Annotated in this window: 26 protein-coding genes; 14 read left to right on the top strand and 12 right to left on the bottom strand. The window is 65.6% G+C overall.

Features of this window, described 5'->3' with window-relative positions; all coding sequences use genetic code 11:
- Nucleotides 1-280: 280 nt before the first annotated feature.
- Nucleotides 281-991 (bottom strand): SDR family NAD(P)-dependent oxidoreductase, encoded by a 711-nt coding sequence (locus ACIGJG_RS23260; protein WP_140949390.1) that lies wholly within the window; start codon nt 989-991, stop codon nt 281-283.
- A gap of 156 nt (nt 992-1,147) precedes the next feature.
- Complete coding sequence (locus tag ACIGJG_RS23265; protein ID WP_011301239.1) at nt 1,148-1,612, bottom strand: RidA family protein; 465 nt, start codon at nt 1,610-1,612, stop codon at nt 1,148-1,150.
- 361 nt (nt 1,613-1,973) lie between these two features.
- Here ACIGJG_RS23265 and ACIGJG_RS23270 point away from each other — a divergent pair, with 361 nt between their 5' ends.
- Nucleotides 1,974-2,390, top strand: a complete 417-nt coding sequence (locus tag ACIGJG_RS23270) for an organic hydroperoxide resistance protein (RefSeq protein WP_011301238.1) — start codon at nt 1,974-1,976, stop codon at nt 2,388-2,390.
- 131 nt (nt 2,391-2,521) lie between these two features.
- Here ACIGJG_RS23270 and ACIGJG_RS23275 read toward each other — a convergent pair whose 3' ends face one another.
- A complete protein-coding gene (locus ACIGJG_RS23275) occupies nt 2,522-3,277 on the bottom strand; it encodes a creatininase family protein (protein WP_011301237.1) in 756 nt (251 codons plus the stop codon).
- A gap of 92 nt (nt 3,278-3,369) precedes the next feature.
- Nucleotides 3,370-4,656 carry an MFS transporter gene (locus ACIGJG_RS23280; protein WP_011301236.1) on the bottom strand — a complete coding sequence of 429 codons (1,287 nt, stop codon included), beginning with the start codon at nt 4,654-4,656 and terminating at the stop codon, nt 3,370-3,372.
- 217 nt (nt 4,657-4,873) lie between these two features.
- Between ACIGJG_RS23280 and ACIGJG_RS23285 the strand changes: the two genes are divergently transcribed.
- The 3 genes from ACIGJG_RS23285 to ACIGJG_RS23295 all read left to right on the top strand — a co-directional run bounded on the left by ACIGJG_RS23285 (nt 4,874) and on the right by ACIGJG_RS23295 (nt 8,357).
- Nucleotides 4,874-5,794 carry a LysR family transcriptional regulator gene (locus ACIGJG_RS23285; RefSeq protein ID WP_483673986.1) on the top strand — a complete coding sequence of 307 codons (921 nt, stop codon included), beginning with the start codon at nt 4,874-4,876 and terminating at the stop codon, nt 5,792-5,794.
- 444 nt (nt 5,795-6,238) lie between these two features.
- Nucleotides 6,239-7,984: a M30 family zinc metallopeptidase gene (locus ACIGJG_RS23290; protein WP_483673987.1), complete on the top strand. Its 1,746-nt coding sequence runs from the start codon at nt 6,239-6,241 to the stop codon at nt 7,982-7,984.
- A 61-nt stretch (nt 7,985-8,045) separates the two neighbouring features.
- Entirely contained in the window at nt 8,046-8,357 is a 312-nt protein-coding gene (locus ACIGJG_RS23295; protein ID WP_041680597.1) for a hypothetical protein, read from the top strand.
- Between the two features lie 23 nt (nt 8,358-8,380).
- Here the strand turns inward: ACIGJG_RS23295 and ACIGJG_RS23300 are convergent, their stop codons facing one another.
- Both ACIGJG_RS23300 and ACIGJG_RS23305 read right to left on the bottom strand, forming a co-directional pair.
- The gene (locus ACIGJG_RS23300; protein WP_140949394.1) at nt 8,381-9,094 is read right to left on the bottom strand and encodes a 2OG-Fe(II) oxygenase; all 714 of its coding nucleotides are present in this window, start codon (nt 9,092-9,094) and stop codon (nt 8,381-8,383) included.
- A 139-nt stretch (nt 9,095-9,233) separates the two neighbouring features.
- A complete protein-coding gene (locus ACIGJG_RS23305; protein WP_483673988.1) occupies nt 9,234-10,136 on the bottom strand; it encodes a LysR substrate-binding domain-containing protein in 903 nt (300 codons plus the stop codon).
- 113 nt (nt 10,137-10,249) lie between these two features.
- Here ACIGJG_RS23305 and dkgB point away from each other — a divergent pair, with 113 nt between their 5' ends.
- The 4 genes from dkgB to ACIGJG_RS23325 all read left to right on the top strand — a co-directional run bounded on the left by dkgB (nt 10,250) and on the right by ACIGJG_RS23325 (nt 13,919).
- A complete protein-coding gene (dkgB, locus tag ACIGJG_RS23310) occupies nt 10,250-11,053 on the top strand; it encodes a 2,5-didehydrogluconate reductase DkgB (protein WP_483673989.1) in 804 nt (267 codons plus the stop codon).
- 141 nt (nt 11,054-11,194) lie between these two features.
- Nucleotides 11,195-12,325 carry a cytochrome P450 gene (locus tag ACIGJG_RS23315; RefSeq protein WP_483673990.1) on the top strand — a complete coding sequence of 377 codons (1,131 nt, stop codon included), beginning with the start codon at nt 11,195-11,197 and terminating at the stop codon, nt 12,323-12,325.
- Between the two features lie 40 nt (nt 12,326-12,365).
- On the top strand, nt 12,366-12,722 hold the full coding sequence (locus ACIGJG_RS23320; RefSeq protein WP_011301228.1) for an antibiotic biosynthesis monooxygenase family protein: 357 nt from the start codon (nt 12,366-12,368) through the stop codon (nt 12,720-12,722).
- A gap of 84 nt (nt 12,723-12,806) precedes the next feature.
- The gene (locus tag ACIGJG_RS23325) at nt 12,807-13,919 is read left to right on the top strand and encodes an extracellular catalytic domain type 1 short-chain-length polyhydroxyalkanoate depolymerase (protein WP_011301227.1); all 1,113 of its coding nucleotides are present in this window, start codon (nt 12,807-12,809) and stop codon (nt 13,917-13,919) included.
- A gap of 8 nt (nt 13,920-13,927) precedes the next feature.
- Here ACIGJG_RS23325 and ACIGJG_RS23330 read toward each other — a convergent pair whose 3' ends face one another.
- Together ACIGJG_RS23330 and ACIGJG_RS23335 are read right to left on the bottom strand one after the other, a co-directional pair.
- Nucleotides 13,928-14,254, bottom strand: a complete 327-nt coding sequence (locus ACIGJG_RS23330; RefSeq protein ID WP_220630049.1) for a 2Fe-2S iron-sulfur cluster-binding protein — start codon at nt 14,252-14,254, stop codon at nt 13,928-13,930.
- Nucleotides 14,235-14,855 (bottom strand): IMPACT family protein, encoded by a 621-nt coding sequence (locus ACIGJG_RS23335; protein ID WP_220630050.1) that lies wholly within the window; start codon nt 14,853-14,855, stop codon nt 14,235-14,237. Before ACIGJG_RS23335 ends, ACIGJG_RS23330 begins: the two co-directional genes overlap by 20 nt.
- A gap of 229 nt (nt 14,856-15,084) precedes the next feature.
- On the opposite strand from ACIGJG_RS23335, the gene ACIGJG_RS23340 reads away from it, so the two are divergent.
- The 4 genes from ACIGJG_RS23340 (at nt 15,085) to ACIGJG_RS23355 (ending at nt 19,435) form a co-directional block, all read left to right on the top strand.
- Nucleotides 15,085-17,076: a PhoX family protein gene (locus ACIGJG_RS23340; protein WP_140949400.1), complete on the top strand. Its 1,992-nt coding sequence runs from the start codon at nt 15,085-15,087 to the stop codon at nt 17,074-17,076.
- 210 nt (nt 17,077-17,286) lie between these two features.
- On the top strand, nt 17,287-18,384 hold the full coding sequence (locus tag ACIGJG_RS23345; RefSeq protein WP_011301223.1) for a methyl-accepting chemotaxis protein: 1,098 nt from the start codon (nt 17,287-17,289) through the stop codon (nt 18,382-18,384).
- A gap of 110 nt (nt 18,385-18,494) precedes the next feature.
- Complete coding sequence (locus ACIGJG_RS23350; RefSeq protein WP_011301222.1) at nt 18,495-18,812, top strand: high-potential iron-sulfur protein; 318 nt, start codon at nt 18,495-18,497, stop codon at nt 18,810-18,812.
- A 5-nt stretch (nt 18,813-18,817) separates the two neighbouring features.
- On the top strand, nt 18,818-19,435 hold the full coding sequence (locus ACIGJG_RS23355; protein WP_011301221.1) for a DUF938 domain-containing protein: 618 nt from the start codon (nt 18,818-18,820) through the stop codon (nt 19,433-19,435).
- A 37-nt stretch (nt 19,436-19,472) separates the two neighbouring features.
- Here the strand turns inward: ACIGJG_RS23355 and ACIGJG_RS23360 are convergent, their stop codons facing one another.
- Nucleotides 19,473-20,237, bottom strand: coding sequence for a sulfite exporter TauE/SafE family protein (locus ACIGJG_RS23360; RefSeq protein ID WP_140949401.1), 765 nt, complete (start codon nt 20,235-20,237; stop codon nt 19,473-19,475).
- A 105-nt stretch (nt 20,238-20,342) separates the two neighbouring features.
- A complete protein-coding gene (locus ACIGJG_RS23365; protein ID WP_011301219.1) occupies nt 20,343-20,831 on the bottom strand; it encodes a GFA family protein in 489 nt (162 codons plus the stop codon).
- Between the two features lie 235 nt (nt 20,832-21,066).
- Here ACIGJG_RS23365 and ACIGJG_RS23370 point away from each other — a divergent pair, with 235 nt between their 5' ends.
- The gene (locus ACIGJG_RS23370; protein WP_483673991.1) at nt 21,067-22,128 is read left to right on the top strand and encodes a CAP domain-containing protein; all 1,062 of its coding nucleotides are present in this window, start codon (nt 21,067-21,069) and stop codon (nt 22,126-22,128) included.
- Between the two features lie 21 nt (nt 22,129-22,149).
- Here ACIGJG_RS23370 and alkB read toward each other — a convergent pair whose 3' ends face one another.
- Nucleotides 22,150-22,821 (bottom strand): DNA oxidative demethylase AlkB, encoded by a 672-nt coding sequence (gene alkB / locus ACIGJG_RS23375; protein WP_011301217.1) that lies wholly within the window; start codon nt 22,819-22,821, stop codon nt 22,150-22,152.
- 224 nt (nt 22,822-23,045) lie between these two features.
- On the opposite strand from alkB, the gene ACIGJG_RS23380 reads away from it, so the two are divergent.
- Nucleotides 23,046-23,180 carry a hypothetical protein gene (locus ACIGJG_RS23380; protein WP_041680593.1) on the top strand — a complete coding sequence of 45 codons (135 nt, stop codon included), beginning with the start codon at nt 23,046-23,048 and terminating at the stop codon, nt 23,178-23,180.
- 80 nt (nt 23,181-23,260) lie between these two features.
- Here the strand turns inward: ACIGJG_RS23380 and ACIGJG_RS23385 are convergent, their stop codons facing one another.
- A complete protein-coding gene (locus ACIGJG_RS23385; RefSeq protein WP_483673992.1) occupies nt 23,261-24,724 on the bottom strand; it encodes a flagellar hook-length control protein FliK in 1,464 nt (487 codons plus the stop codon).
- Nucleotides 24,725-24,731 lie beyond the last annotated feature (7 nt).

A 24,731-nucleotide genomic window follows, 5' to 3' on the forward strand; every position in this document is an offset into this window, starting at 1 on the left:
AACAATGTGTCAAGGAAGCAGGTGTCAGCGAAGGTGCCCGCACGGTACAGGACTCGCGCGATCCCTACGGCGAAGGTTCGCGCACGCTGGCCGGCATGGACAAAGCGGGGTGTCGTCGTCGCCGGCGCGTCAGTCGATCCGTATCTCGATGGCGCCTATGCCTGATGACGGCGCCGCCGTGTGAACCTGCGCGACGGAAACCGCTTTGCGCCAGGCCTGCCGTAGATTGCGGCAGGCCTGGCGCATTCCGCCTTCTTCAGGGTCCTTCAATCAGCGGCACTCAATGCCCGGCACTCTGGCCCCCATCCACATGCAGGATCTCCCCGGTCACGAAGCCGGCGGATTCCAGATAAAGTACCGCGTCGGCAATATCGCGCATCTCGCCCATATGGCCGACCGGATGCAGCGCGCCCAGCGCATCGTGTGTTTCGGGCGCATGCATCGGTGACTTGATGATGCCCGGCGACACCGCATTCACGCGAATGCCGGTCTTCGCATACTCGATGGCCAGCGACTTCGTCGCGGCGTTCAGCCCGCCCTTGGTCAGCGAGGCCAGCACGGAAGGCACGCCGCTGATGGCATGGTCGACCAGGCTCGTCGTGATGCTGACCACATGGCCGCTGCGGCGCTTCTCCATTTCAGCGATGGCCAACTGAGTGATATGGAAAAAGCCGGACAGGTTCACATTGGTCACCGCCGCGTAGTCCTCGTCCGTATAGCTGGTAAAGGGTTTGGCGACGAAGATGCCGGCGTTATTGACGAGCGTATCGACGCGGTCGAACTTTTCCAGCGCTGTGTCGATGACGCGGCGCGCGGTGTCGCGCTCGCCGATATCGCCGGCCACGGTGAGGATGTCCGGATCATCGGACGGCTGGATGTTGCGCGCCGTCGCGACCACGCGATAGCCGCGTTCGCGATAGGCCTTGACCAGCTCTGCACCGATACCCTGCGAAGCGCCCGTGATGATGGCAACCTTGTGTGAAGCACTCATTTTTAACCTCTGCATAATGGAATTGGATTTGGCTGTCTTGCCAATCGGACCGTCGGGACCGATGGGTCCAAATCTAGGTGAAGCGCCGTGGCGGATGAACGGCCGCCGCGACCAAACAGTTGTGCGTCGTGGGAACAAGTCGAGGAGCCACCGCGGTCAGTCGCGCCGGAGTTGCGCGATGACGACGAGGATCACGGCGGCATTCCCCGGTTGCTGGAAGTGCGAATACGCGGCGCGCGCATGTCCGGCCTTGTCGCCGAGCATGTCGGCGAACAGGTCCGACGCACCATCGAGCACCGCCGGCTGCTGCAACCAGCCCTCCGCACTGGTCACATGCCCTTCCACGCGCACGATGTGATCGAGCCGATCAAAGCCGCCCAGATGCGAGCGGATCTGCGCGAGCACGTTGAGCGCCGCCAGTTCCGCCGCCTGCCTGCCTTGTTCCAGCGACAGGTCACGGCCAACCTGCCCCTGCCAGATCACCTTGCCATCTCTGAGCGGCAGTTGCCCTGAAATGAACAGCAGGTCACCAGCCTGGCTGACGGCGGTGTAGCTGCCGAGCGGCTTCGGCGGATCGGGCAGTGCGAGTCCGCGCGCGGCAAGTCTTTCCTCTATCGACATCGTGCCTCCTGCATGAAGTGGCTGTTGCACATGCAGAGCACTGTAGTGACGCGGGCGTTCTGCATAAAGGCATCGCCGCTTACAGCAATTGGTACATCGCGGAACAAGTGCGCGCGACGCCTACATGCCGGCGGCGCCTTTGTATGCGCGTGTATCAGCGAGGAATGCTGATACGTGGGCTCACAACATCGCCGGTATGCCGCTACAGCGGGGATACACCGGTCCCTTCAAATGCATGCACCAGCGCGGCGGACATGGCATCCAATCCGGATGTCCCGGCTCCCCCTGCGTTGCACTGCGGCGACAGGCCCGACCTGAAGCCATTGCCACACTATCGAGCACACAAGGTGAGACCTCAATCATGACCAAGATCGAACACGTTCTGTACACCGGCAAGACCCACACCACTGGCGGCCGCGACGGCGCGGCGCGCAGCAACGACGGGCGCCTGGACATCAAGCTCTCGCCTCCGGGCAGCACCGGCAGCGGCACGAACCCGGAGCAGCTGTTCGCCGCGGGCTGGTCTGCCTGCTTCATCGGCGCGATGGGCAAGGCCGCCAGCGTGTTGAAGGTCAAGCTTCCGGCCGATGTCGCCGTGGACGCAGAGGTGGACCTCGGCACCACGGACGATGCCTATTTTCTGCAGGCGCGGCTCAATGTCAGCCTGCCGGGCATTCCCTCGGACACCGCGCAGGCGTTGGTAGAAAAGGCGCACCAGACCTGCCCGTACTCCAAGATGACCCGCGGCAACATCGATGTCACGATCAACGTGGTCTGAGCCACGGGCCCGTGGATCACGCGGGCTGCTTCCTGACCGACGCCGGCTGCTGTTTAGCCGGCGTCGGCTTGTTACATGGCGGCAAGTTCATGCTGCCGTCAAAGCCTTTCCCATATCGACCCAGACGTGATTCAGGCAGGAATCATTTCGCGGCCGAAGCTGTCCAGTTCCTGGGCAAGGCTGCGCGCTGCCAGCCTGACCAGCGCTTCGCCTTTCTCCGGCGTTGCCAGGCCCGGATCGGAGCCGATGCGGCCATCAGGGAACCGAGCGCGGAAGTCGTGCGCCTCGCGGATCGGGCCCGAAGGCGCGATCTTCGGTGCGTAGTCGGCCAGCTTGATGGCGGCGGGAAACGCCCATTGCGTAATGGCAATTTCCGACGGCGTGGCATGCGAGCCATGACCCGTCGGGAACTGTTCGCGCGCCAGTTCGCCCACGCCTTCCAGATCCCACCAGTTGCACAGCTTCAGCGCGAAGCCCGCGCGGCGGCCGGCAAAGCTCGCCTCGGCATAGATCTCCGAGAATGCCGCTTCAATCGAGGCGATATTGCCGCCGTGCCCGTTGAGGAACAGGATCTTCTCGAAGCCATGGCCCACCAGCGAGCGCGTCCAGTCGCCGATCGCGGCGATAAAGGTGGACGGGCGCAGGCTGATGGTGCCGGGAAAGCCAAGGTGATGCTGGGCCATGCCGATATTGAAGGTGGGCCCGACGAGGATATCGGCGGCCTTTTCCCTTTCCGCTTCGCGCGCAATGATCTCGGGGCACAGCCAGTCGGTCCCGAGCAGCCCGGTTGGCCCGTGCTGCTCGTTCGAACCGATGGGAATGACGATCGTGCGGCTGCGTTTCAGGAACTGCTCGATTTCCGCCCAGGTCGACAGATGCAAAAGCATGATGACTCCTTTCTTTGTCCGTTCCCACCGGAAACCGGACCTGTTTGACAAGGCAGTACGAGCCAGGCAGCGGCGCACTGCTTCCAGATTGGCTACCGCTTCGCGGGCAGCTTGTTAGCGAGAATGATCAGGGCGGCGGCCACAGGCAGGCAAGCCATGGCCAGTATGCCGAGGTGCAGGGTGCCCGTCGCGGTCTTGGCCCACCCGATAATGGCGGGACCCCAGAAGCCGCCCGACAACCCGATGGTATTGATCAGCGCAATGCCGCCGGCCGCCGCCGGGCCCTTGATGTACTCGGCGGGCATGGCCCAGAACACGGTGTAGGCCATCCACAGGCCCATGGTGGCAAGCGTGAGCAGGGCCAGCGTCAGGACGAGATTGCCATCGGCCAGTGTCGAGGCACCCAGCAACAGCCCGGCAGCGAGGGCGGGCAGCGCGCTGTGGAAGCGCCGCTCGCCCACGCGGTCGGACCTGCGGCCCATGAAATACATGCCGAACGCGGCGGCCACATAGGGGATGGCGGAGTACCAGCCGAGTTGCACGGTATCGGTCACGCCCTGTGCCTTGATGAAGGTCGGCAGCCAGAAGCTGATGGCATAGATCGCGGCGATGATGCAGAAGTAGGCGAGCGCCAGCACGTAGACCCTTGCGTCCTTCGCCACGGCCATGAACGAATGCTTGTGCGCCCCGGGGACATGGAGTTCCGCTTCCAGCCGGCGCCGTTCATCCGCGTTCAGCCACGCTGCGTCGGCAGGCCGGTCCGGCACGAACGACAGCGCCAGGATGCCCAGCAGGATGCAAGGCAGCCCCTCGACCAGGAACATCCACTGCCAGCCTGTCAGGCCAGCGGTGCCGGCAAGCGAGGTCATCAGCCAGGCCGACACGGGGCCGCCGACAATGCCGCCGATCGGACCGGCCAGGAAGACGATGGCAATGGCGCGCGCCATCCGTTGCGGACCGTACCAGCACGAGAGGTAATAGATCATGCCGGGAGCGAAGCCCGCCTCGAACACGCCCAGCAGGAAGCGCATGGCGTAGAACATTGGCACATTGCGTACAAAGAGCATGCAGGCGGAAGTGATGCCCCACAGCACCAGGATGCGGCTGAAGGTCTTGCGCGCGCCGACACGCGGCAGCAGCAGGTTGCTGGGTATCTCGAAAAGCACATAACCGATGAAGAAAATGCCCGCGCCTACGCCGTAGGCGGCATCGGAGAAGCCGAGATCGCCTTGCATCTGCAGCTTTGCAAAGCCGACATTGACCCGGTCCAGGTACGCGAACAGGTAACAGGTCAGCAGGAAGGGCAGCAATCGCCAGTTGATCTTGCTGTAAAGCGAGGAGGCGTCGTCAGCGGCGCTTGTGGTGGGAACTGCGATCATGCCGGTCTCCTGTGGTATTGCGCGCAATCGGCGCTTCTAGTAGAGCCGATGGTGACAGCGCAGCGGGAGCCGGCAAAGAGCAACTGTGCTCACACATCGTTCCCTTTTGAGCAACGCAGCCCGCCCCCTTACGCGGCAGCGCGTCCATCGAGCAAACGCTGCCTGCTTCAGGTAAGGTGGCGCATCGCCCGCTCATCGATTCAGTGGATGTCCTCCTATGCGTGAGATCAATCAGCAGCGCTTGCGGTACTTTCGTGAAGTCCTCGCGCAGGGCACGATCCGTGGGGCGGCGGACAGTCTCAATACCGCGCCGTCGGTCATCACCCGGCAGATCCGGCTACTGGAAGAAGAGCTTGGCGCCACGCTGTTCGAGCGCGAGCCGCGCGGCTTGCGGCCAACGGCGGCGGCTGCGCATTTGATCGAGTTCTGGCGCGGGTACCGTTCTCACCAGGAGAAGCTCGAAGACCAGTTGCATGCGCTCAAGGGTCTGCAGCAAGGCGAAGTCCAGCTGGCCATGAGCGAGGGCTACGTGGACCCGCTGGTCAACGAGGTGCTGGCCCCGTTTTGCGCGCAGTACCCGAAGCTCGACGTCCAGCTGGAGATCCTGCCGGTCGACGACGTTCTGAACGAAGTGGCAGAGAGCCGTGCGCACATCGGCCTTGCCTACAATCCGCCGCCGCATCCGCGCATCGAATACCGTGCGAGCGCGCCGCAGCCGGTCGTGCTGCTGGTCCGGCACGATCACCCGCTGGCGTTGCGCGGCGGACCGGCCAGCGTGGCGGACTTGCAGTCCTACCCGCTCGCGATGATGCCGGCATCGTTTGGCGTCGGGCACGCGCTGCAGATGCTGGAGTTTGCCGAGAACATCCGGATCCGCCCGACGCTGGTCAGCAACTCCCTGACGGCGCTCAAGCAGTTCGTCGCCTACGAAAACTTCATGACGCTGATCGGCGAGTTCGCCGCGTATCGCGAGATCGCGGCCGGCACCCTTGCGGCGGTGCCGCTCGATCATCCGCTGTTCCAGGGCACGCAGGCACGGCTGCTGGTCAAGGCCGGCCGGCCCTTGCCGGCGGCGGCGCTTGCGATGCTGGACCATATCTCGCGCAAGATGTCGATCTTCGCCGGTAGCGGAACGTAGCTTTCGCTGCCGGTTTGCAGAGCAAATCGGAAAGGCTCGCGGGTGCAACGCCTGCCGAGCGCTCCCGTCAAGCGATAAGCCACTCCGCCATGGCCGGTTAGACATCCGCGCCACAGTCATTTCATTTGTCCTCCTGCTGTCCCATTGAGTCACCGTGCGCTGGCTCGCAGAATGGCGCAACAAAAAAATACGGAAGGAAGCCGGGAATTTCCCTGATTCATCTTCAAGGAAATTCAGATGGTGGCATTGCCTCGCCGCGATGACGATGGCCAGTTCAGCCATCGTGCGGATTCTGGCTAGCTCATGGCTTCCTGAGGGGTTCCAGCCATAGCGTCGACGCCCTGAAAGATCGACGCATGGCAGGAAGCAGGGCTTCCAAGACGGCAGTCCTGTATCGCCACGCTCATTGCGGCTGGCATTTACTTTTAAATCGGGAGAGTCATTATGCGCGCATCGCGCAAGCAATATTTCAAGGGGTCAGTGGCTGCTGCCACGTTGCTCAGTGTGGCGCTGGCAGGCTGTGGCGGCGGTGGCGATAGCGGTGGCGATGCAACCGCTTCGTCTTCACCGGCCGCGCAGACGCCCGTGAATACACCAGTGGCCCAGCCAGGCGCGCCGGCGGGAAACGCGCCGTTGGGCACGCCCGGTGCGGCACCGGCCGGAGCACCGAAGAACACTCTCGCACTGGCTTGCGAAGGGTGTCCGCCTTCCGTGGCGCTGTCTTACTCTGGTTCGGGCGTCGGCATATGGCGAGCAAAAAACGACACAGCAAGCAGCGCCGATGTGCCAGTGCAGATCGCAGGACTGACGGGGCAGGACCTCACGCTGGTCTTTACCAACACGACTGGCAGCGAGCTGACCGTGCAGGGGATTTCGCTGACGGCGGGCAGCTCGTCAAGCATGCGGCAATCGATGCTGCGCGGCCGAGACGCCGGTGCCCGCGCGCACGGCGGACATGACGAGCAAATCATGGAGTTCAACCGTACCGGCTGGCAGCAGTACGCGCGCCAGGGCGCGGCGCCGCGCTTTTCGGTCGCGGCGCCGGTCCAATGGGCGGTGAACGATACCCGCAACTGGTACAGTGCGGACGGCACCACGCGCGCCGCCACGCTCGTCAGGCAAGCCACGGCGTCGGACGGCGTAACGGTCAACTACTGGGTGGAAACCGCGGAAAGTACGCCACAGAAGGTGTCGTCCGCGCATCTCGATGCGCTCGTGGCAGGATTCTCCAACGCCGGCGGCATCTATGACATGCTGAAATCCGTTGGCGGCCCGCTGTGGGGACCGCACCAGTACGGCAGTTCGATGATTGCGTCCGAGGGCCAGCCGGTCGATATCGTGATCCTGAACTTCGACCGCAACGCGCAGCCGTACGGCAAGCTCGGCTACTTCTGGTCGCAGAACGCGTTTCTGAAGACAAGCCGGCCGGACAGCAACGAATCGGTGTCGCTCTACCTGGACGCGGAAACGCTGTACCTCGGCGGCGAGCCTGGCAGAGAAGATATTCTGCTTGCCATGGCGCACGAAGGCATGCACTTGCAGAACTTCTATCGACGCAGCGTACTGGCCGGTGGCCAATACGGCTTCAATGTCTGGCTGGAGGAAATGACGGCCATGATGATGGAAGACTTTGCCAGCTTGCGCGTCAATGACGGGTACAACAACATCCGTGACAACCGTTTTATCGACTACATCGGTTACAAGGGCGGCAATCTCAACTGCAACCTGCTGAGATTCACCGGCTTCGGAACGAAGTGCGAGAGCTATTCCGTGTCCGGGTCGCTGGGCGGGTTCCTCAACCGCCAGCTGGGGCTTGATTTCTACAAGGACCTGCTCTCGCGCACATCGCATGCCGATTCGGTGGCGGTACTGGATGCGGCAATAAGGAACGCCAAACCAGCATCGAGCCTGGCGGACGAGGTGCTGCGCTGGTCGACCACGTCGGGATCTTTGATGCCTGCCGCGGGGTCGCCGGCCGGCTACGGATATCCGGCGCGCATTGACGGCGGCTTTACCTTGCCCGTGATCGACCCGAGTCTCTACACGGGGATCCGGACATTGGCCACTGCCGTGCCTGACATGCTCGAACCGTACGCGACGTTCCCGGTCGTGCGGCAGGCTGTGCAGGGCACCTACAATGAGACCGTCAAGCTGCCGGCAGGCATGACGCTCACGGTTGTGGTTCACTGACCGGAACGCCGGCATCAGGCGGACATTGCATCACCTTATGCCGGCTCTGCCATACGAGTCCATGTTCAGACGACTACCTGCGGCCCTCATCGTTGCCGCCTGTACCCTTACCGCATGCTTTACGCCGTCGGTCGGTGCCCACATCACACTGGAAGGCAAGATCCGGGTCAAGGGCAATGCCATGTTTCCCATGATCGTGCTGCAGCAGGACGACGGACCGGCGTGGGAGCTGACCGGCATGACCGTGGCTGCGGCACGCGAGCAGTTCAATCAGCTCGCGACCGTGCACGGTACCGTCACGCGCGCGCCGGGCAAGGACACATGGATGCCGGGCCTGCGCGTGGATTCAGTCGAGTCTCGTCCCGAGCCATAGTGCGTCGAGGCGCTCAACGCCGGCTATTGCGCGTCGTGAAAAATCAGCCCGACCGTATGACGCCTGCCGCTGCGCACAACACTGACGCCATGGCGCATTGCGACTTTGCGCGTGCCGCCGCGCAGGCCCGGCACCGGTCGCTGGTTGACAGTGAACACCACGGCATCGCCTTGCCGCAGCGCGACGACTTCGGCGCGCTGGCCATGCGCGGCGCTTTCGGTCATGACGAACTCCCCGCCTTCGAAATCGCGGCCCGGCTCGGAGAGCAGGATCGCGACCTGCAGCGGAAACACGTGGGTCCCGTAGAGGTCCTGATGCAGGCAGTTGTAGTCGCCGGGCCCGTACTGCAGGATCAGCGGCGTCGGCCGGGTCTGGCCTGCGCGATGGCATCGGCCGAGGAAGGCTTCCAGTCCGTCGGGGTACTGCACGTCCACGCGCATCAGCGCATTCCAGCGATTGGCGATCGCCGCGAGCGGCGGATACAACGTGTGGCGAAGCTCGTCCAGCAATGGCGGCAGCGGATAGGCGAAGTACTTGTACTCGCCGCGTCCGAAGCCGTGGCGGGCCATTACGACGCGCGAGCGGTACAACTCGTCGCGGTCGTATAGCGCAGCCAGCGTCTCGCATTGCTTCGGCGTCAGCATGCCCTGCAAGACCGCATTGCCGTGTTCATCCAGTGACCTGCCCACTTCGGTCCAGTCGAATGCTGTGCTGATATCCGCAGAACGCGCTTTCATGCTTTGCGCCTGCTGCATTGGATCAGTCTTCATGGTGGCTCACTCTTTGTGATGACGTGTGATGCCAATGTAAGGACCGAGGCCGTTCTCGAAACTCCGCTGCTTGCTGTTGAATTCAGGGCGAGCGCTACCAGGCCGGCTATTCGTCGAACGGTTGCTTGCCCAGCACCTCAACCACATGATCGACGAAGCAGGTGATGCGCGACGCCAATGCCGTATTGCGATAGTAGACGGCGTTGATCGGCTGACGCTCGTCTAGCGTCTGCCGTGCAAACAGTGGCACCAGCCGGCCACTGTGGCGGTCTTCGCGTGTCATGAAGTCCGACAGGCAGACGATCCCCTGGCCGGCCAGTGCCAGGCTCCTGAGCGTTTCGCCGCTCGATGACGCAATGGCCGGTTTGATGTGCACGATGCTGCCGTCGTCGTCGCGCAATGGCCAGTCGTTGAGCGAATCGGGCTGGCTGAAGCCGAGCAACGCATGCTGCGCAAGCTGGGCAGGTCTGGTCGGTATGCCGTGTCGTTTCAGGTAATCGGGGCTGGCCAGCACCCGCACGCGGCTGGTGCCGATCGGCCGCGCATGCAGCGTCGAGTCCTTGAGCGAGCCGATGCGGAACGCCACATCGGTCCGCTTCTCGATCAGGTCGATGATGCCCTCGTTCGAGTGCAGTTCCAGTTCCACGTCCGGGTAGCGTGCCCGGAAGCCTTCCACCAGCGGCACAAGCACGTGCAGCATGAAGGGCGTCGCCGCATCGACGCGCAGGCGTCCCACGGGGCGCATGCGACGTGCCGCCATCTGCTCTTCCGCGTCGTCGACCATGGCGAGAATGGCGCGTGCATGGGTCAGGAATGCCACGCCTTCCTCCGTCAGCTCCAATCGCCGCGTGGTCCGGCGCAGCAGCGTGGTCTGCAGCTTTTCTTCGAGCCGGCTCAGCGTGCGGCTGGTGGCGGATACCGTTAGGTCGAGCTGTTCCGCGGCTGCTGTGATCGAACCCGTATCCACGACAGCCGCAAAGGCCAGCAGTTCGTCGATGGTCGTCTTCATTGTTGATTTCAAATCAAATGAATTTGACTTATACACGGCTTAATTTGCAAATGTAAAGCCGGCAAACTGGCTCCATTCCAAGTTATCTCTTGCTGCCACACAGGAGTCCCCTCATGAGCATTCCTTCTTTCGGCGTCGGTACGTTCCGCCTGACCGGCCAAGCCGCCGTCGACTCCGTATACAACGCGCTGGACCTCGGCTACCGCGCCATCGACACTGCGCAGATCTACGGCAACGAGGCCGATGTCGGCCAGGCCATCGCCGAAAGCGGCGTGAAACGCGACGAGCTGTTCCTCACCACCAAGATCTGGACCGAGCACTACGCCGCCGACAAGCTCGTGCCGAGCCTGCGCGAAAGCCTGGACAAGCTGCGCACCGACTATGTCGACCTGACGCTGATCCACTGGCCCGCGCGGGGCAACGGCGTGCCGCTGCGCGAGTTCATGGAGGCGCTCGCCGCGGCGAAGTCGCTGGGGCTGACGCGCCAGATCGGCGTCTCGAACTTCAATATCGCGCTGACGCACCAGGCCATCGACGTGGTCGGCAAGGGAGAGATCGCGACCAACCAGATCGAACTGAGCCCCTACCTGCAGAGCCGCAAGCTGACGGCTTTCCTGACGGAGCAGGGCATCGCAGTGACGTCGTACATGACGCTGGCTTACGGCAAGGTGCTGACGGACCCTGTGCTCGCACAGATCGCCGCAAAGCATGGCGCTACGGTGGCACAGGTTGCCCTCGCATGGGCGCTGCAGCTCGGCTATGCCGTGATCCCGTCGTCGACGAAGCGCGAGAACCTCGCAAGCAACCTGCTGGCGCGCGACCTGAAGCTCGACGCCGGCGACATGGCGCAGATCACCGCGCTGGAACGCAACGGCCGCGAAGTCAACCCCGAGGGTCTGGCGCCGGAATGGGACTGAGGCCAGGCTTCTGCATTCGACATTTCATGTCGCCACGAAGCTTCGGGGCAGTGGACAGTGCAAAGATTCGTCTGACGCTGTAGCGCCGCGAGCATTCCTGTTGCGCGCCGCCGATCAGCAACACACCGAATCCGCCACACCATGATGCCTGCCGACCCGCTTGAAGCCGTCACCGCTCCAGATCCGTATCCGTACTATCGTGCGCTCGCGACGCGTCAGCCGTTTGGTTTCGACGAGAGGCTGGGCTTGTGGGTGGCAGCCGGGCGCGCGGAGGTGGCAGCCGTGCTGGCCCATCCCGACTGCCGGGTGCGCCCGCTGTCGCAGCCGGTGCCGACTGCGCTCGCCGGCACCGCGGCGGGCGAGTTGTTTGGCCGTCTGATCCGCATGAACGACGGGGCCGCTCACGCACCGCTGAAAGCCATCCTGATGCGGTTGATGGCCAGCATGGATGCAGCCACGGCAAAAACGCGTTCTGCCGGGCTAGCCGGCGTACTCGATCTCGTGCCGGACATGGCGCCGCTCAACGGTGCCACGATCAATCGCTGGCTGTTCACGCTGCCCGTCGTGACGGTGGCCGATCTGCTCGGCCTGCCCGTGCGTGCGGGCGCCGATGCCATGGCTGTCGCGGCCCGCGTGGCCGCCTACGCAGCGGCGCAGTCGCCGCTGGCTACAGCCGGCGATGTCGAGGCGGGTGCCGACGCGGCTCGGTGGCTGGGGCAGTGGCTGAAAATGCCTGCGGGGCGGCCATGTCCGGCGGAAGACCTCGGCCTGCTGCCAGCGCTGCGGCAAGCGGCGCATGCCGATGACATCGCGCCAGAGGTCGTCGCGGCCAATGTGATAGGCCTGATGGTGCAGGCATGCGAGGCCACGGCCGGGCTTGCCGGCAACATGCTGGTCCGGCTCGGCCGCAGTAGCCCCACCACGCGCGGGCTCGATGAACTGGCTGTGCGCGTGGCGATCGACGATCCGCCGGTGCAAAATACACGCCGCTTCCTTGCGGCTGATGCGCGCGTGTGCGGCGTGCCGGTCAGGGCCGGCGATGCCGTGCTTGTACTACTGGCCGCTGCGTCGTGCGCAGCGCCCGTCGAAGCTGGCGCAAGGCCCTGGACGTTCGGCGCGGGCCGCCATGCCTGCCCCGGCGACGCGCTCGCTCGGGCGCTTGCCGCGGCGACTGTCGACGCGCTGCTCGCGCGTGGCGCGCAGCCGACCGCCCTGGCGCAGGCGTTCCGCTACCGGCCTTCGCACAACGCGCGCATCCCGCATTTCCTTTGAAGCGCTGGTTCCTCCCCAATCTCTCACGGAGACCCACGACATGATCGCCGTCATCTTCGAAGTCGAGCCCGCACCGGGCCGCAAGGACACGTATCTCGACATTGCCGCGAAGTTGCGGCCCACGCTGGAGGCCATCGACGGCTTCATCTCGGTCGAGCGTTTCCAGAGCCTGACGAACCCCGGCAAGATCCTGTCGCTGTCATTCTTCCGCGACGAGGCTGCCGTCATGGCATGGCGTAACACCGAGGAGCACCGCCAGGCGCAGGCCGCCGGCCGCGGCGGCGTGTTCTCGGGCTATCGGTTGCGCGTGGCGCAGGTGTTGCGCGACTACGGCCTGAACGAGCGCGACGAGGCGCCCGCCGACAGCCGCGCGGTGCATGACCGCGCAACGCGCTGAGCCGCCGTGGCTCGCGCATACGCCTGACAAGAAAGCCTGACACAATCGATCCCGTCAACGGAATCCGGACGGGAGGCCAGTCACATGGGACGCCGCGGCGGCAGCACGGCACGGCTATGGACAGCGTTGGGCAAGAGCGCGACGCGCCAGGCCCGGCGCATGGGGCGCGAGATGACCCGCGCGATCAACAAGTCGGTGACCAAGCCGATGACCGAGGCCATCGTGCGCAACGCGGTGAAGCAGTCATCGGCCGTCACCAAGGCCACGCAACGCGCGCTGTCCGGGGTGGCCTCGCCCGTGCCGCCGCCACAAAGCCGCGGCAGCGGACGTTGGGAAGAAGGCGTTGGCGGACTCGGCCCGCTCGCGCAGCGCAACTACCGCATCTTCATACCGGCCGGCGTAACGGCCCGGCGGCGTGCGCCGATGCTCGTGCTCTTGCACGGCTGCGGCCAGGACGCCGCGAGCTTTGCCACGGTCACGCGCGCTGTAACCGTGGCGCGGGAGGCGGGCTGCGTCGTGCTGCTGCCGGAGCAGTCGTCGCAGGGCAACGCACAACGGTGCTGGAACTGGTTTCGTCCCGCTACGCGCGGGAGTGCCGAGGCCGCGTTGCTGATGGCGATGATCGACCATGTGTGTGGCCGCTATCCGGTGCGGCCTGACCGCGTCAGCGTGATGGGGCTATCGGCCGGCGGTGCGATGGCGATGATGCTGGGATTGCGTTATCCGGATCGCTTTATCGGAGTTAGCTCGCATGCGGGGGCGGTGCCTTACAGCGCTGGCAACACGGCGCAGGCCGGGGCGGCCATGCGGGGCAGCCGGGTGCCGGATGCTGCGGCGCGGCAGGCACTGCGGTTATGGTTGGCGGGGCGGCCTTTGCCGCCGTTGCTGCTGCTGCATGGCGATAGGGATTCGGTGGTTTCGGTGGAGAACGCGATGACGGCTGCGCGGCTTTGGCTGGACTTGCTGCCGGATCCGTCGGTGCGGCTGGTCGTGCCTGGCGCGCGTCGCGTGCAGCGTGGGCAAAGGTTGCCGGCGGAGGTGTCTGACTGGCTGGTCGACGGGGAAATCTTCGTGCGGCTCGTCAGGATCGAGGGCCTCGGGCATGCGTGGAGCGGGGGGCCGGCGGCGCAGGCCTTTTCCGATCCGCGGGGACCGGATGCGTTGCGGATCGCGTTGCGGTTTTTCGGGGACAGGTGAGGGCAAGCCTACTCGAGCTTGCCCGGCTCCATCACGACATCGCTGACGGGACACGCCACACAAGGCAGGATCCACCCGTCATCCTTCTCATCCGGGCTGAGCCCGGGCCAGTCGATCCGATAGCGGATAGCGCCCTCGCGCAAACGGCTCGCACAGGCACGGCACGTTCCGTTGCGGCACGAATTGGGCAGTGCGACGCCTTCGAGCAGCCCGGCTTCGAGCAGACTCAGGCCGGCTGGCGCGGCAAAGGTGACATCGCCGGGCAACACGCGCACGGTGAATTCGGCCAGTTCGTCCACCGGGACGTCGCCGGTTTCAGTGTGCGGATCCGTCATCGTCGGCCTGTGGAAACAGCGCACGTCCGTGCGTGGCGTCGCGCAAGGCAGCCTGGGCAGCATCGCGCTGGGTAGCGGGGAGCCGGATCACCAGGCGCGCCATGGCGCCGTAGGCGGTGTCCGCCAGCGTGCAGCCGTCCTGTGCCGCCTGTTCAAGCCAGCGGCGCACGCGCGGCTCGTCGGCGTAGTCGACCTCCACCGCCAGCTCTGCATAGGCAATGCGCTCGACCCGCTCCGCGGATTTCAGTGCCGCGGCAATTGCATCGGTATAAGCGCGCACCAACCCGCCAGCGCCGAGCTTGACACCCCCGTAGTAGCGCACCACGGCGGCCAGCACCCCGTCGAGATCGTGATGGCGCAACACTTCCAGGATCGGCCGTCCCGCCGTGCCGGAGGGTTCCCCGTCATCCGACATCCCCGACTGCCCGCCAGCAAGCAGCGCCCAGCACACATGCGTGGCGGCGGGGTGCTGCGCACGCAGTGATTGCAGGACTGCCATGGCGGCGTCGCGGTCAGGAACGGGGATCGCCAGGGCGAGAAAACGGCTCTTGCGGATCTCGAGTTCGGCGTCGACAGGGGCGGCGAGGGTATAGGTGGGCAAGCGGAACTGCCAGGCAGGCACGGTGGCCAACAACGACAAAACGGGGAGTTTACCGCAGCGCCGCGCCCGGTCATCGATGTGGCGATTTAGTGGTTCATCGTCAACTTCCTGTCATATACCCCCACTACGATGCGCAGCGACGAGGGCGCGGCTGTCGCGCCATGTCTGGTTTCTATGACAAGCGGATGCACTTTGAGCCATGCCGCCCCACTTTCCCCGGAAAAGACCCATGTTCGACAAACCTGATGCCTCGCGTCGCAAGGCGCTGAAAATCCTCGCCGGTGCGCCGATGCTGCCGCTGGGCCTGGCTTCCGCCGGCCTGCTCGTGGGCTGTGGCGGTGGCGATGAGGCCATTGCCGCGCCGGCCACCAACCCCAACGCGACCTTCACCACCGCGGAATTCACCGGCATGAGCGCCCCGACGCTGGCCAATCCGGCCGCCATGGCAACCACGACCGTTGGCTCGAGCATGAAGGTCAACTTCAGCGACGGCAGCAGCCGCACGTTCAAGCTCGCCTACCAGCCGTTCTTCATCACCGGCGACATGGTGCCGGACGGCAAGGGCGGCACTATCCTGGCCGGCGGCTATTACGACATCAACAACCAGCCGATCCGGGATACCTCGGTGGCCGGAAAGGAGCGCCAGTTCTTCTCCGACGCGCCCGACGGCACCTCGCTGCTGAAGATTGAAAATGCCCGCGTTGCCGGCGTGAAGGGCAACCCGGTGTTCGCCGTGGTGCAATTCGAGTACAACACGCGCGACCAGTCGGGAGCCGACACCTATGGCCGCCTGCCGTCGCCCATCGCCGTGCTGACGCTGGACCAGGACCCGGCCACCGGCAAGCTCACGCTGGTCAAGTACCACAACGTGGACACCTCGCCAGCGCACGGCCTGTGGATTACCTGCGGCGCCAGCCTGTCGCCGTGGAACACGCACCTGTCGAGCGAAGAATACGAGCCCGACGCCTTCACCGCCGATGCGAAGCTGATCGCCCAGTACAAGGCCTTCAGCAAGAACCTGCTCGGCAGCGAGACGGCCTACAAGCCTTACCACTACGGCCACCTGCCCGAAGTCCGCGTAAATCCGGACGGCACGGGCAGCATCACCAAGCACTATTGCGTGGGCCGCATCTCGCACGAACTGGTGCAGGTCATGCCTGACAACCGTACCGTGCTGATGGGCGACGACGCCACCAACAGCGGCCTGTTCATGTTCGTGGCCGACCGCGAAACGGACCTGTCGTCGGGCACGCTGTATGTGGCGAAGCTCGGCAGCGGCTTCTCGATCGATCCGGCCGCCGCCGGCTGCGACATCAGCTGGATCAAGCTGGGCCACGCCACCAGCGCCGAAATCGAGAACCTGGCCGACACGCTTGCACCGGCCGATGTCATCGATGTGAAGCTGGTCGATCCGACCATCGCCGATCCGTCGGCCACCGGCTACACCAAGATCTTCTACAACGGCGCTGCCAACTGGGTGAAGGTCATGCCGGGCATGGAGAAGGCCGCTGCGTTCCTGGAAACGCACCGCTACGCCTACCTGAAGGGCGGCAGCATGGGCTTCACCAAGATGGAAGGCACCACGGTCAACATCAAGGACAAGATCGCCTACTCCGCGCTGCAGAACGTGGTCGACTCCATGGTGCTGAACAAGAAGGGCTGGAACGCGCAGAGCGGCATCTCGCTGGACGCCGCGCTGAACGCCGGCGCTGTCATGCAGCACAAGCTGGACGGCGGCCAGAAGGATCAGGACGGCAATGCCATCGACAGCGAATGGGTGCCGGTGCACACCAAGGGCCTGCTCAACGGCCGCGACATCGCCGCGGATGACCTCGGCAACACGGCCGACCCGAACTGGATCGGCAACCCGGACAACCTGAAGTTCTCAGAAAAGCTGCGCACGCTTTTCATTGGCGAGGACAGCGGCCAGCACGTCAATAACTTCCTGTGGGCCTACAACGTCGATACCAGGCAGCTGTCGCGCCTGCTGTCGACGCCGGCCGGCGCTGAAGCCACCGGCCTGCACGCCGTGGACGAGATCAACGGCTGGACCTACATCATGAGCAACTTCCAGCATGCCGGCGATTGGGGTTCCACTTTGCACGCCAAGGTGCAACCGACGCTGGACCCGCTGGTGCGCGCGAACTACAAGGACCGGGCCGGTGCGGCGGTCGGCTACCTGACGGCTGACCTGTCGAGCATCAAGCTGGCCAAGGCCTGACCGGTCGGGCAAGGGGATACATCAGTAGGCGGGCTTCGGCCCGCCTTTTTTGTTTCTGCAAACGGCTCGCCCGCCGAGGACAGGGCCGGCCGGCCAAAGTTGTCTTGTCAACTATATTGGCTGTTCTCCCTAAATATCCGCGCGGCCGTGCCGATACTCCAACGGCAGACCATCGAAAACAGACATCGGACAAAAAGGGGGAGAGCAACAATGTCGCAGGCAAATCTGAGCATCCGTGCGCGTCTGGGCGCCAGCTTCGGACTGGTCGTGCTGTTGTCGGGCGCGGCCATCGGCACGGGCCTGGCGCAGCTTGAGGGCAGTGACGCGGCGCGTTACACCGTGCTCGGCCTGGGCCTGGCAGCACTGGTGGCGGCCGTGGCGGGCGCCTTGTGGCTCGCCGCGGCCATCGAGCGGCCGCTCGCGGATGCCGTCTACATCGCCGAGACCGTGGCCGCCGGCGACCTGAGCCAGGACTTCGACACCGACCAGGGCGGTGCCTTCGGCCGGCTGCTCGGCGGCATGGGCAAGATGGAGGACATCCTGACCGACCTGGTAAGCCGGATCAAGAGCTCGACCGACTCGATCGCCGACTCGTCGCGTCAGATCGCGGATGGCAATACCGATCTCTCCCAGCGGACCGAGGAACAGGCGGCCACGCTGCAGGAAACGGCGTCTAGCATGGGCAGCCTGACCGATATGGTGAGGCGCAACGCCGAACGCGCCCACGCCGCCAATGACATCGCTGCCAATGCCTCTGAGATCGCCGAGCGCGGCGGCGTGGTCGTCAATGACGTGGTGCAGACCATGCAGGCGATCAGCGCCAGCTCGAACAAGGTGGTCGAGATCATCCAGGTTATCGAAGGCATTGCGTTCCAGACCAATATCCTGGCGCTCAATGCCGCCGTGGAAGCGGCGCGTGCGGGCGAGCAGGGTCGTGGCTTTGCCGTGGTTGCCGGTGAAGTGCGCACACTGGCACAGCGCAGCGCCACCGCCGCGAAGGAAATTCGCGTGCTGATCGGCGATTCCGCGCGGCAGGTCGAAGGCGGCGCCGTGCTGGTCGACAAGGCCGGGCAGACCATGGAAGAGCTCCAGCAGGCCGTGCGCAGTGTCACGGGCATCCTCGGCGAGATCTCGGTGGCGTCGCGCGACCAGAGCAGCAGCATCGAGCAGGTCAACCAGGCCGTGGCGCAAATGGATGCCGTCACGCAGCAGAACGCGGCACTGGTGGAACAGGCCGCAGCGGCGTCGGCATCGCTGGCGGACCAGGCCCATCAGCTCCAGGGCGTGGTGGGCGAGTTCAAGCTTTAAGCAGACCGCGTTTGGGGGCCCGGCATTGCACCGGCCGCCTAATCCGCAGTAACCTCTGCGCGAGGCGGCAGGCACATGCCGCCACTTGCCCCACCTCAGAGGAGACTGCCATGCCATGCAGACGCCAGTTCCTGGGATACCTGCCGCTCGCCCTGTCGGGCGGCGTGGCTATCACCGGGCTCTTCGGCAGCCCTTCCGCCAGCGCCGCCATGATCGGCGAGCAGGAGCCGCAGGCGCAGAAAGTTGGCTACAAGGCCGACACCACCAAGGTGGATCCGAAGAAATACCCAAGCCACAAGACCAGCCAGACCTGCGCCAACTGCCAGCTTTATCAGGGCGACACGGGTAGCGCCGCCGGCGGCTGCGCGCTGTTCGGCGACAAGGAGGTCGCGGCAGCCGGCTGGTGCAACGCCTGGGAGCAGGGTTGAAATCCATGACGAGCCAGACCCCTGACCCTGATGCCCGCCGCCTCGCGCCAGCCACGGACCGCAACCGCGAGCCGATCCTCGCCGTGCTTCGCAACGTGCTACCGGCGACCGGAACGGTGCTGGAGATCGCGAGCGGCACCGGCCAGCATGCGGTGCACTTCGCCGCGGCGCTGCCGGGCTTGACCTGGCAGCCAAGCGACCCTGATGCGGCGGCGCGCGCGTCGATCGCTGCCTGGACCCATCACGCAGGCCTGACCAACGTGCGCGCCCCGCTGGCGCTCGATGTGTGCGCGCAGCCGTGGGGTATCGATGCCGCCGATGCCGTGGTCTGCATCAACATGGTCCATATCTCGCCATGGGTGGCCACGCAGGCGCTCTTTGCCGGCGCGGGCCGGCTGCTTGGCGCTGGCGGCGTGTTGTTCCTGTATGGGCCTTACCGGCGTGGTGGCGCCCACACCGCGCCGAGCAATGCCGCGTTCGATGCGCAGCTCCGCGCGACCGATCCGGAATGGGGCGTGCGCGACATGGAAGACGTGATATCTCTGGGCGAGGCGCAGGGCATGCGCTGCGATGCGCCGGTGACGATGCCGGCCAATAATTTCAGCCTCGTGTTCCGGAAATAGACGATCCTGGCTCGCGTGGCGCGCTCCCTTGGGCCCGTCAACCGTGCACCAGCATCACCGCCGCCGTGGCGATCAGGCATAGCGCGAACAGCGCGCGCAGGCGGCGCTCGGGCATCCGGTGCGCCAGTGCCACGCCCCACGAAATTGTCAGCATGCCGCCCAGCGAAAGCGGGATGCCGCTGACCCAGTCGACATGTCCGGCATGCGCGTAAGTGGCAAGGGCCACCACGGCACCGGGCGTCACGAGGGCCAGCGCCAGCCCCTGTGCGGCGGCCTGTCGCATGCCGAACAGGCCAACCAGCGCCGGCGCGGCCACCACGCCGCCGCCGACGCTGAAGAAGCCCGAGAACGCGCCGCCGACCACGCCGACCAGCGGAATCCAGCGCGGCGAGACGCGTGCATGCTGAGCTGTGATCGCCCGTCCGGGCAGCAGCCGCCAGAGAAAATACAGCGCCAGGCCGATCATGAAGCCGGCAAAGATGCGGCGCAGCAACTGCGCATCCATGGAAGTAGCCAGCCGCGCCGACAGGTAGGTCGCGAGTACCGCGCTGAGTCCGAGCATGAGCGCCATGCGCAGCGCGATATCGGCACGCTTGCGGTATTGCCAGAAGCCGATCAGCACATTGGGCGCGATCATGACCAGCGCCGTGCCCTGAGCAAGTTGCTGATCCATGCCGAACAACAGCCCGAGCGCGGGGATGGCAATCAAGCCGCCGCCGATGCCGAACAGGCCGCCTACCGCCCCAAGCAAACCACCCAACCCGAAAATCAACAGCGTAGACAGCAGGAAATGTTCGGGCATTGCGGGCACGGCGCAGGAACGGATGGAGGCGGGACGGAGGTGCGGCGGATGCGGGAGACATCATACGCGACCATTCCGGCACCCGAAGCCGGCCCTCCGCGACGGTCACCCCTTCAGCAGGCCATGCCGGCGATGCCATTCCTGCAGCGACTCCTCCGGCCAGGTGCCGCAACGCACGTGGCCCTTGCCGCGTGGTACATCCACCCACTCGGGGGCGAAATCTAGGGCGGCCTCGACCACATCGGGCGGCTTGGGCAGCGGGGTATCGATGGCCGATGCGTGGGGATGGACGAGGTGCGGCCAGCGCGGATCGAACAACCACAGCGCGCTGCCGCACTTGAGGCAGAAATGCCGTTGCGCCGGTGAACGCGTGGCGCGCTTGCCGGGTTCGCGCATGACGGCGTGGTAGATCCCCAGGTGCTTCTTGCCGCGTACGCGCAGCGTCGAGGCATCGCCGCCCAGATTGATGGCGTAGCCGCCGCTGCCTGCGGTCTTGCGGCAGATCGAGCAGTGGCAATGCATGAACGGATATGGAGAGTCCGACTCCAGCGAGAATTGCACGGCGCCGCAATGGCACGAGCCTTCGAGATGCATGACTGGCCTCCTGTTCAACGATTCGATGCCATTGACTTTAGAAGACGTGCCGTCAGGGGCCCAAGGTCAATGTGCGGCTTACGCTGCTACCTGGCGGATGCCGTGCAGCCGGTGCTGCACCCTGGCAGCCATACGGGGGAATTCGGCCGCAGCGATGCGCTTTTTTGCAGGATTGGCAAGGTAGCGCCGTCGCTACCATGCTGGCTCCCGAATACCCCGCAGGATCCCTTTCCGAATGATCAGGACACGTTTTCTCGCTGCGCTGTTGCCTGTCGCGCTGACCGCCTGCGGCGGCGGTGGAGGCGGTGGAGATAACTCCGCCCAGACGCCGATGGCGCCGCCGCCGACCGCTCGCGCACCGCAGACCAACGTGCCTGCGCCCACCTATGTCGCCGGCTCGGGTCGGCTAGTGATGTTTCAGGCGCTCAACGACGTGCGCGACGCGCTCGGCGTCGGCCTGCTGGCACAGGATGCCGCGCTCGACACGGCCGCCCAGGCACACGCCGAATACCTGCAGGCCAACCGGATCGTCGGCCATGACGAAGCATCCGCCAACGCTGGGTACTACGCCGACACGCCGCTGGCGCGCGCGCGCAAGGCCGGTGCTCCCGATACCGAATGGATTGGCGAGGTGGCGGCCGCACAAGGCGCGGGCGTCGACGTCGCCGCCGACGCCCGCGGCTGTTTCGACCAGTGGTACTCCACGGTCTATCACCTGCAGGGGGTGATCGACAATGCCGAGTCCGTGGGCGTGGGCTTCGTGCCTGCGCGTAACGGCTGGTTCAGCACGTGCGTGCTCATGTTCGGCACGAGTACCGCGGTGCCGCCCGGGCCGCAGGCCAACAGCACCCCTTATGCCGGCGGCCAGCAGATGGCTACGCATGCAATCGTGACGATCCCGCGCGCGGCCGAGGTGGCTGTGCAGCCCGGGTTCAATGCCGGTGGAGAACAGCCGAACCCGGCGCCGGACCTTTCCGCGCCGGGCCGCCCCCTGATGGTGTACGTGAATGGTGCCAACGGCGAAGTCCTGACGGTGTCGAGCTTCCGTCTGTTCGACGGCACCGGCGCCGAAGTGCCCACGCGCGCGTTGGTGTCGGAGGCCGCGAAACCAGGCTCGATGGGGTCGGCCGTGGCCGACCCGAACGGCCAGTACCTGCGGCGCAACGCGGTGTTCCTGCTGCCGCTTGCGCCGCTGAAGTCTGGCGCCACCTACACGGTGAGCTTCGCCGGCGCGCGCGCCGGCACGCCGCTGAGCACAAGCTGGTCGTTCACTACGGTGGCTGCCCCGGTACCCTGACCGGACGCTTTGCCGCAGCGGCTACAGCGCCCTGCGGAAGGTCAGGTTGATCCGTTTCTGCCCGAGCAGCGGGTGGTCACCATCGGCCAGCGGCGCCACGCCATGGAAGGCCAGGCGCGAAGGGCCGCCCCATACCACCACGTCGCCATGGGCGAGCCGTATGCGCGCAGGCCGGTCGGCGCGCCGCAAGCCGCCGAACAGGAACACAGCCGGCAGGCCCAGCGATACCGATACGATCGGGGCGCGAAGATCGCGCTCGTCGCGATCCTGATGCAAGGAAAGCCGGGTGCCCGGCTCATACCGGTTGATCAGGCAGGCATCCGGCGCAAAGCAGGCAAAGCCTGCCTCGGCCGCGGCACGCGTGGCCAGGTCGAGGAATGCCGCGGGCATGGCCGGCCATGGCTCGCCATCGAGCGGATCGCATGGATCATAGCGGTAGCCCGTCCTGTCGGAGACCCAGCCGGCCTGCCCGCAGTTGGTCATGGCCACCGACATGCGCAAGCCACCCGGCGTGATCATGTGGCGCCAGGGCGCTTTTGCAGCAATGTCTCCGATCTCGTCGAGCAATTGCGGCGCCTGCGTGCGCGCAAAGCCGCGCAGCACGATGGCACCGTCCGCAAGCGGCTCGGGCGCGGTGCCGGGGGCATACCCGTCTTGCGAGTTGTCGAGATTGTCGAAGAGGTCGAACGTCATGGGGCAGTGGCACAGGCAGGATGGCAGGGCAACCTGCGGGAATTATCGCTCCGATGCACCGGCGCCGCCGGAACGCTGTGGCGCGGTGTATCGCGCACAATTTGATTCACTGCACTCCTCGGCCCTCGATCGGGAAAATCAGGGTTTATACTTAGCTCCACCTTCCTGATTCCTGCCCCATGACATCGCGCCCGCTCGATCGGGCCAGTTCGACCTGCTGCATCATGAAACGCTTTCTCGCCTTCAGTCTTGTCGCCTGGCTTGCCGCCGCCGTATTGATCTTCGGCGGGGATTCGCCGGCGATGATCGCGTTGAGCGGGGTAGTCGCGCTGGCGGGCCTGGACATCTTCCAGCCCTGAGCCGCCGTTGAGCCGAAAAAGACAAAGGCCGCCCGTGAGGCGGCCTTTGTCGTGTTGGAAGCGCCTGGGGCGCCTCTCAGTCAGGCGAAGGTATCGACCTCTCCCTGTGCCAGCACGCGTGCCGGACGGGCGACCGGCGTGGCGGGCGCGGACTCGGCGCTGGCCAGGTTCGTGCCGAAGCCCGTGTGGCCTCGGCTGTTGCCGGCCTGCTGCTGTTGCTGCTGCTGACCGTTGCCGGTCTGGCCGGCAAAGCTGTCGGCGCCGACCGACGTCTGGCCGAGCTGGATGCCGTTTTCGGACAGTGCGGTGCGCAGGTGGGGAATTGCGGCTTCCACCGCGGCGCGCACGGCCTGGTGCGGCGAAACGAACTGCGCCTGGGCCTGGTCGTTGACGACGTTGAGCACAACCTTCAGCGGACCCAGGTTGGGCGGGTTCAGCTGCAGTTCGGCGCTCTGGCTGCCTTGCCCCGTGAGCCGGATCATCTGCTGGCCCAGCGCCTGCGGCCACTGCGTGTCGTTCAGCGGCGGCGCCACCACGGGGCGTGCGGCTGCGGCGACGGCTGCTGGAGCGGCGGAAGGCGACTGGTTGGCCAGTGCCGCGGCAATTGCCGGTGCAGCGCCGTCGTTCTGCGTGGGCACTGCGGAATCGGCCGTTTGCGCGGCGACCTGGATCTGTTGCGCGAACGGGGCTGCGACGGTTTTGCCGTCCTGCGCAGGACTGTCGACGCGCTGCAGTGCCATGTGCTGAGGCTGACCGGCGCCAGGCTGGCCCTGGCTGTCGGCGAACTGGCCGCCGTGGCCCTGCCGCATGTCAGCCGCCGCAGTCAGCGGCGCATTCGGCGTGGCGGCGGTCTGGGCGGCGTCAGTCGTGACAGGCTTTGCCGAAGCGTCTGCCAGCACGGCGCGCTGCGACAGGATATTGGCAAGCGTGTCGGCGACAGTCGGAGCCGACTTGGCCGTGGTGGCCACCTGCACCGTTGCCTGGGCGGCTTGCGTATCGACCGTATCGGTATTCAGGTCCGCGAGCGTGGTCGCGGCGGCGCTGGTCATATCGGCCGATGCGGCTGCAGGCGATTGCAGTGCTGCAAGTCCCGACGCTGCGGCGGTACCGGCGCCCGAGACGGTGTTGCTGCCTGCGGCAGTTGGCGGCGCGCCATCCGCGGCGACAGGGGTGGGCGTGGCCGGCAGCAGCGTGGCCAGTGCTGCCGCAGCGGCGCTGGCATCAGCCGCCTGCGCGCTGGCGTCCTCATCGTCATTGGGGTCCTTGCGGCGGCCCGGCTGTGCGCCGGTCTTGCCGGCGGTGGCGCGCGGCGTGTCCTTGGCGTCAGGCGTCTTCGCGGTGTTGTTGTCGCGGGTGTCCTTCGCCGGTGCGTCCTTTGCAGGCTGGGCCTTGGCATGGGAATCCTGGCTCGCCGCGGGTTGACTGTTGTCCTTCGCGCGCGATAGCGCACCCCTGAAGGCGTTGTTGCCGGCATCTGCCGCTGCACGGCTGGCCGGGTCTGCCTTGGGAGAGGCGTTGCTGACGATCTGGCTGATATCGATCATGGGTGGA

The sequence above is a fragment of the Cupriavidus sp. C1SS-2L genome (assembly GCF_057073735.1).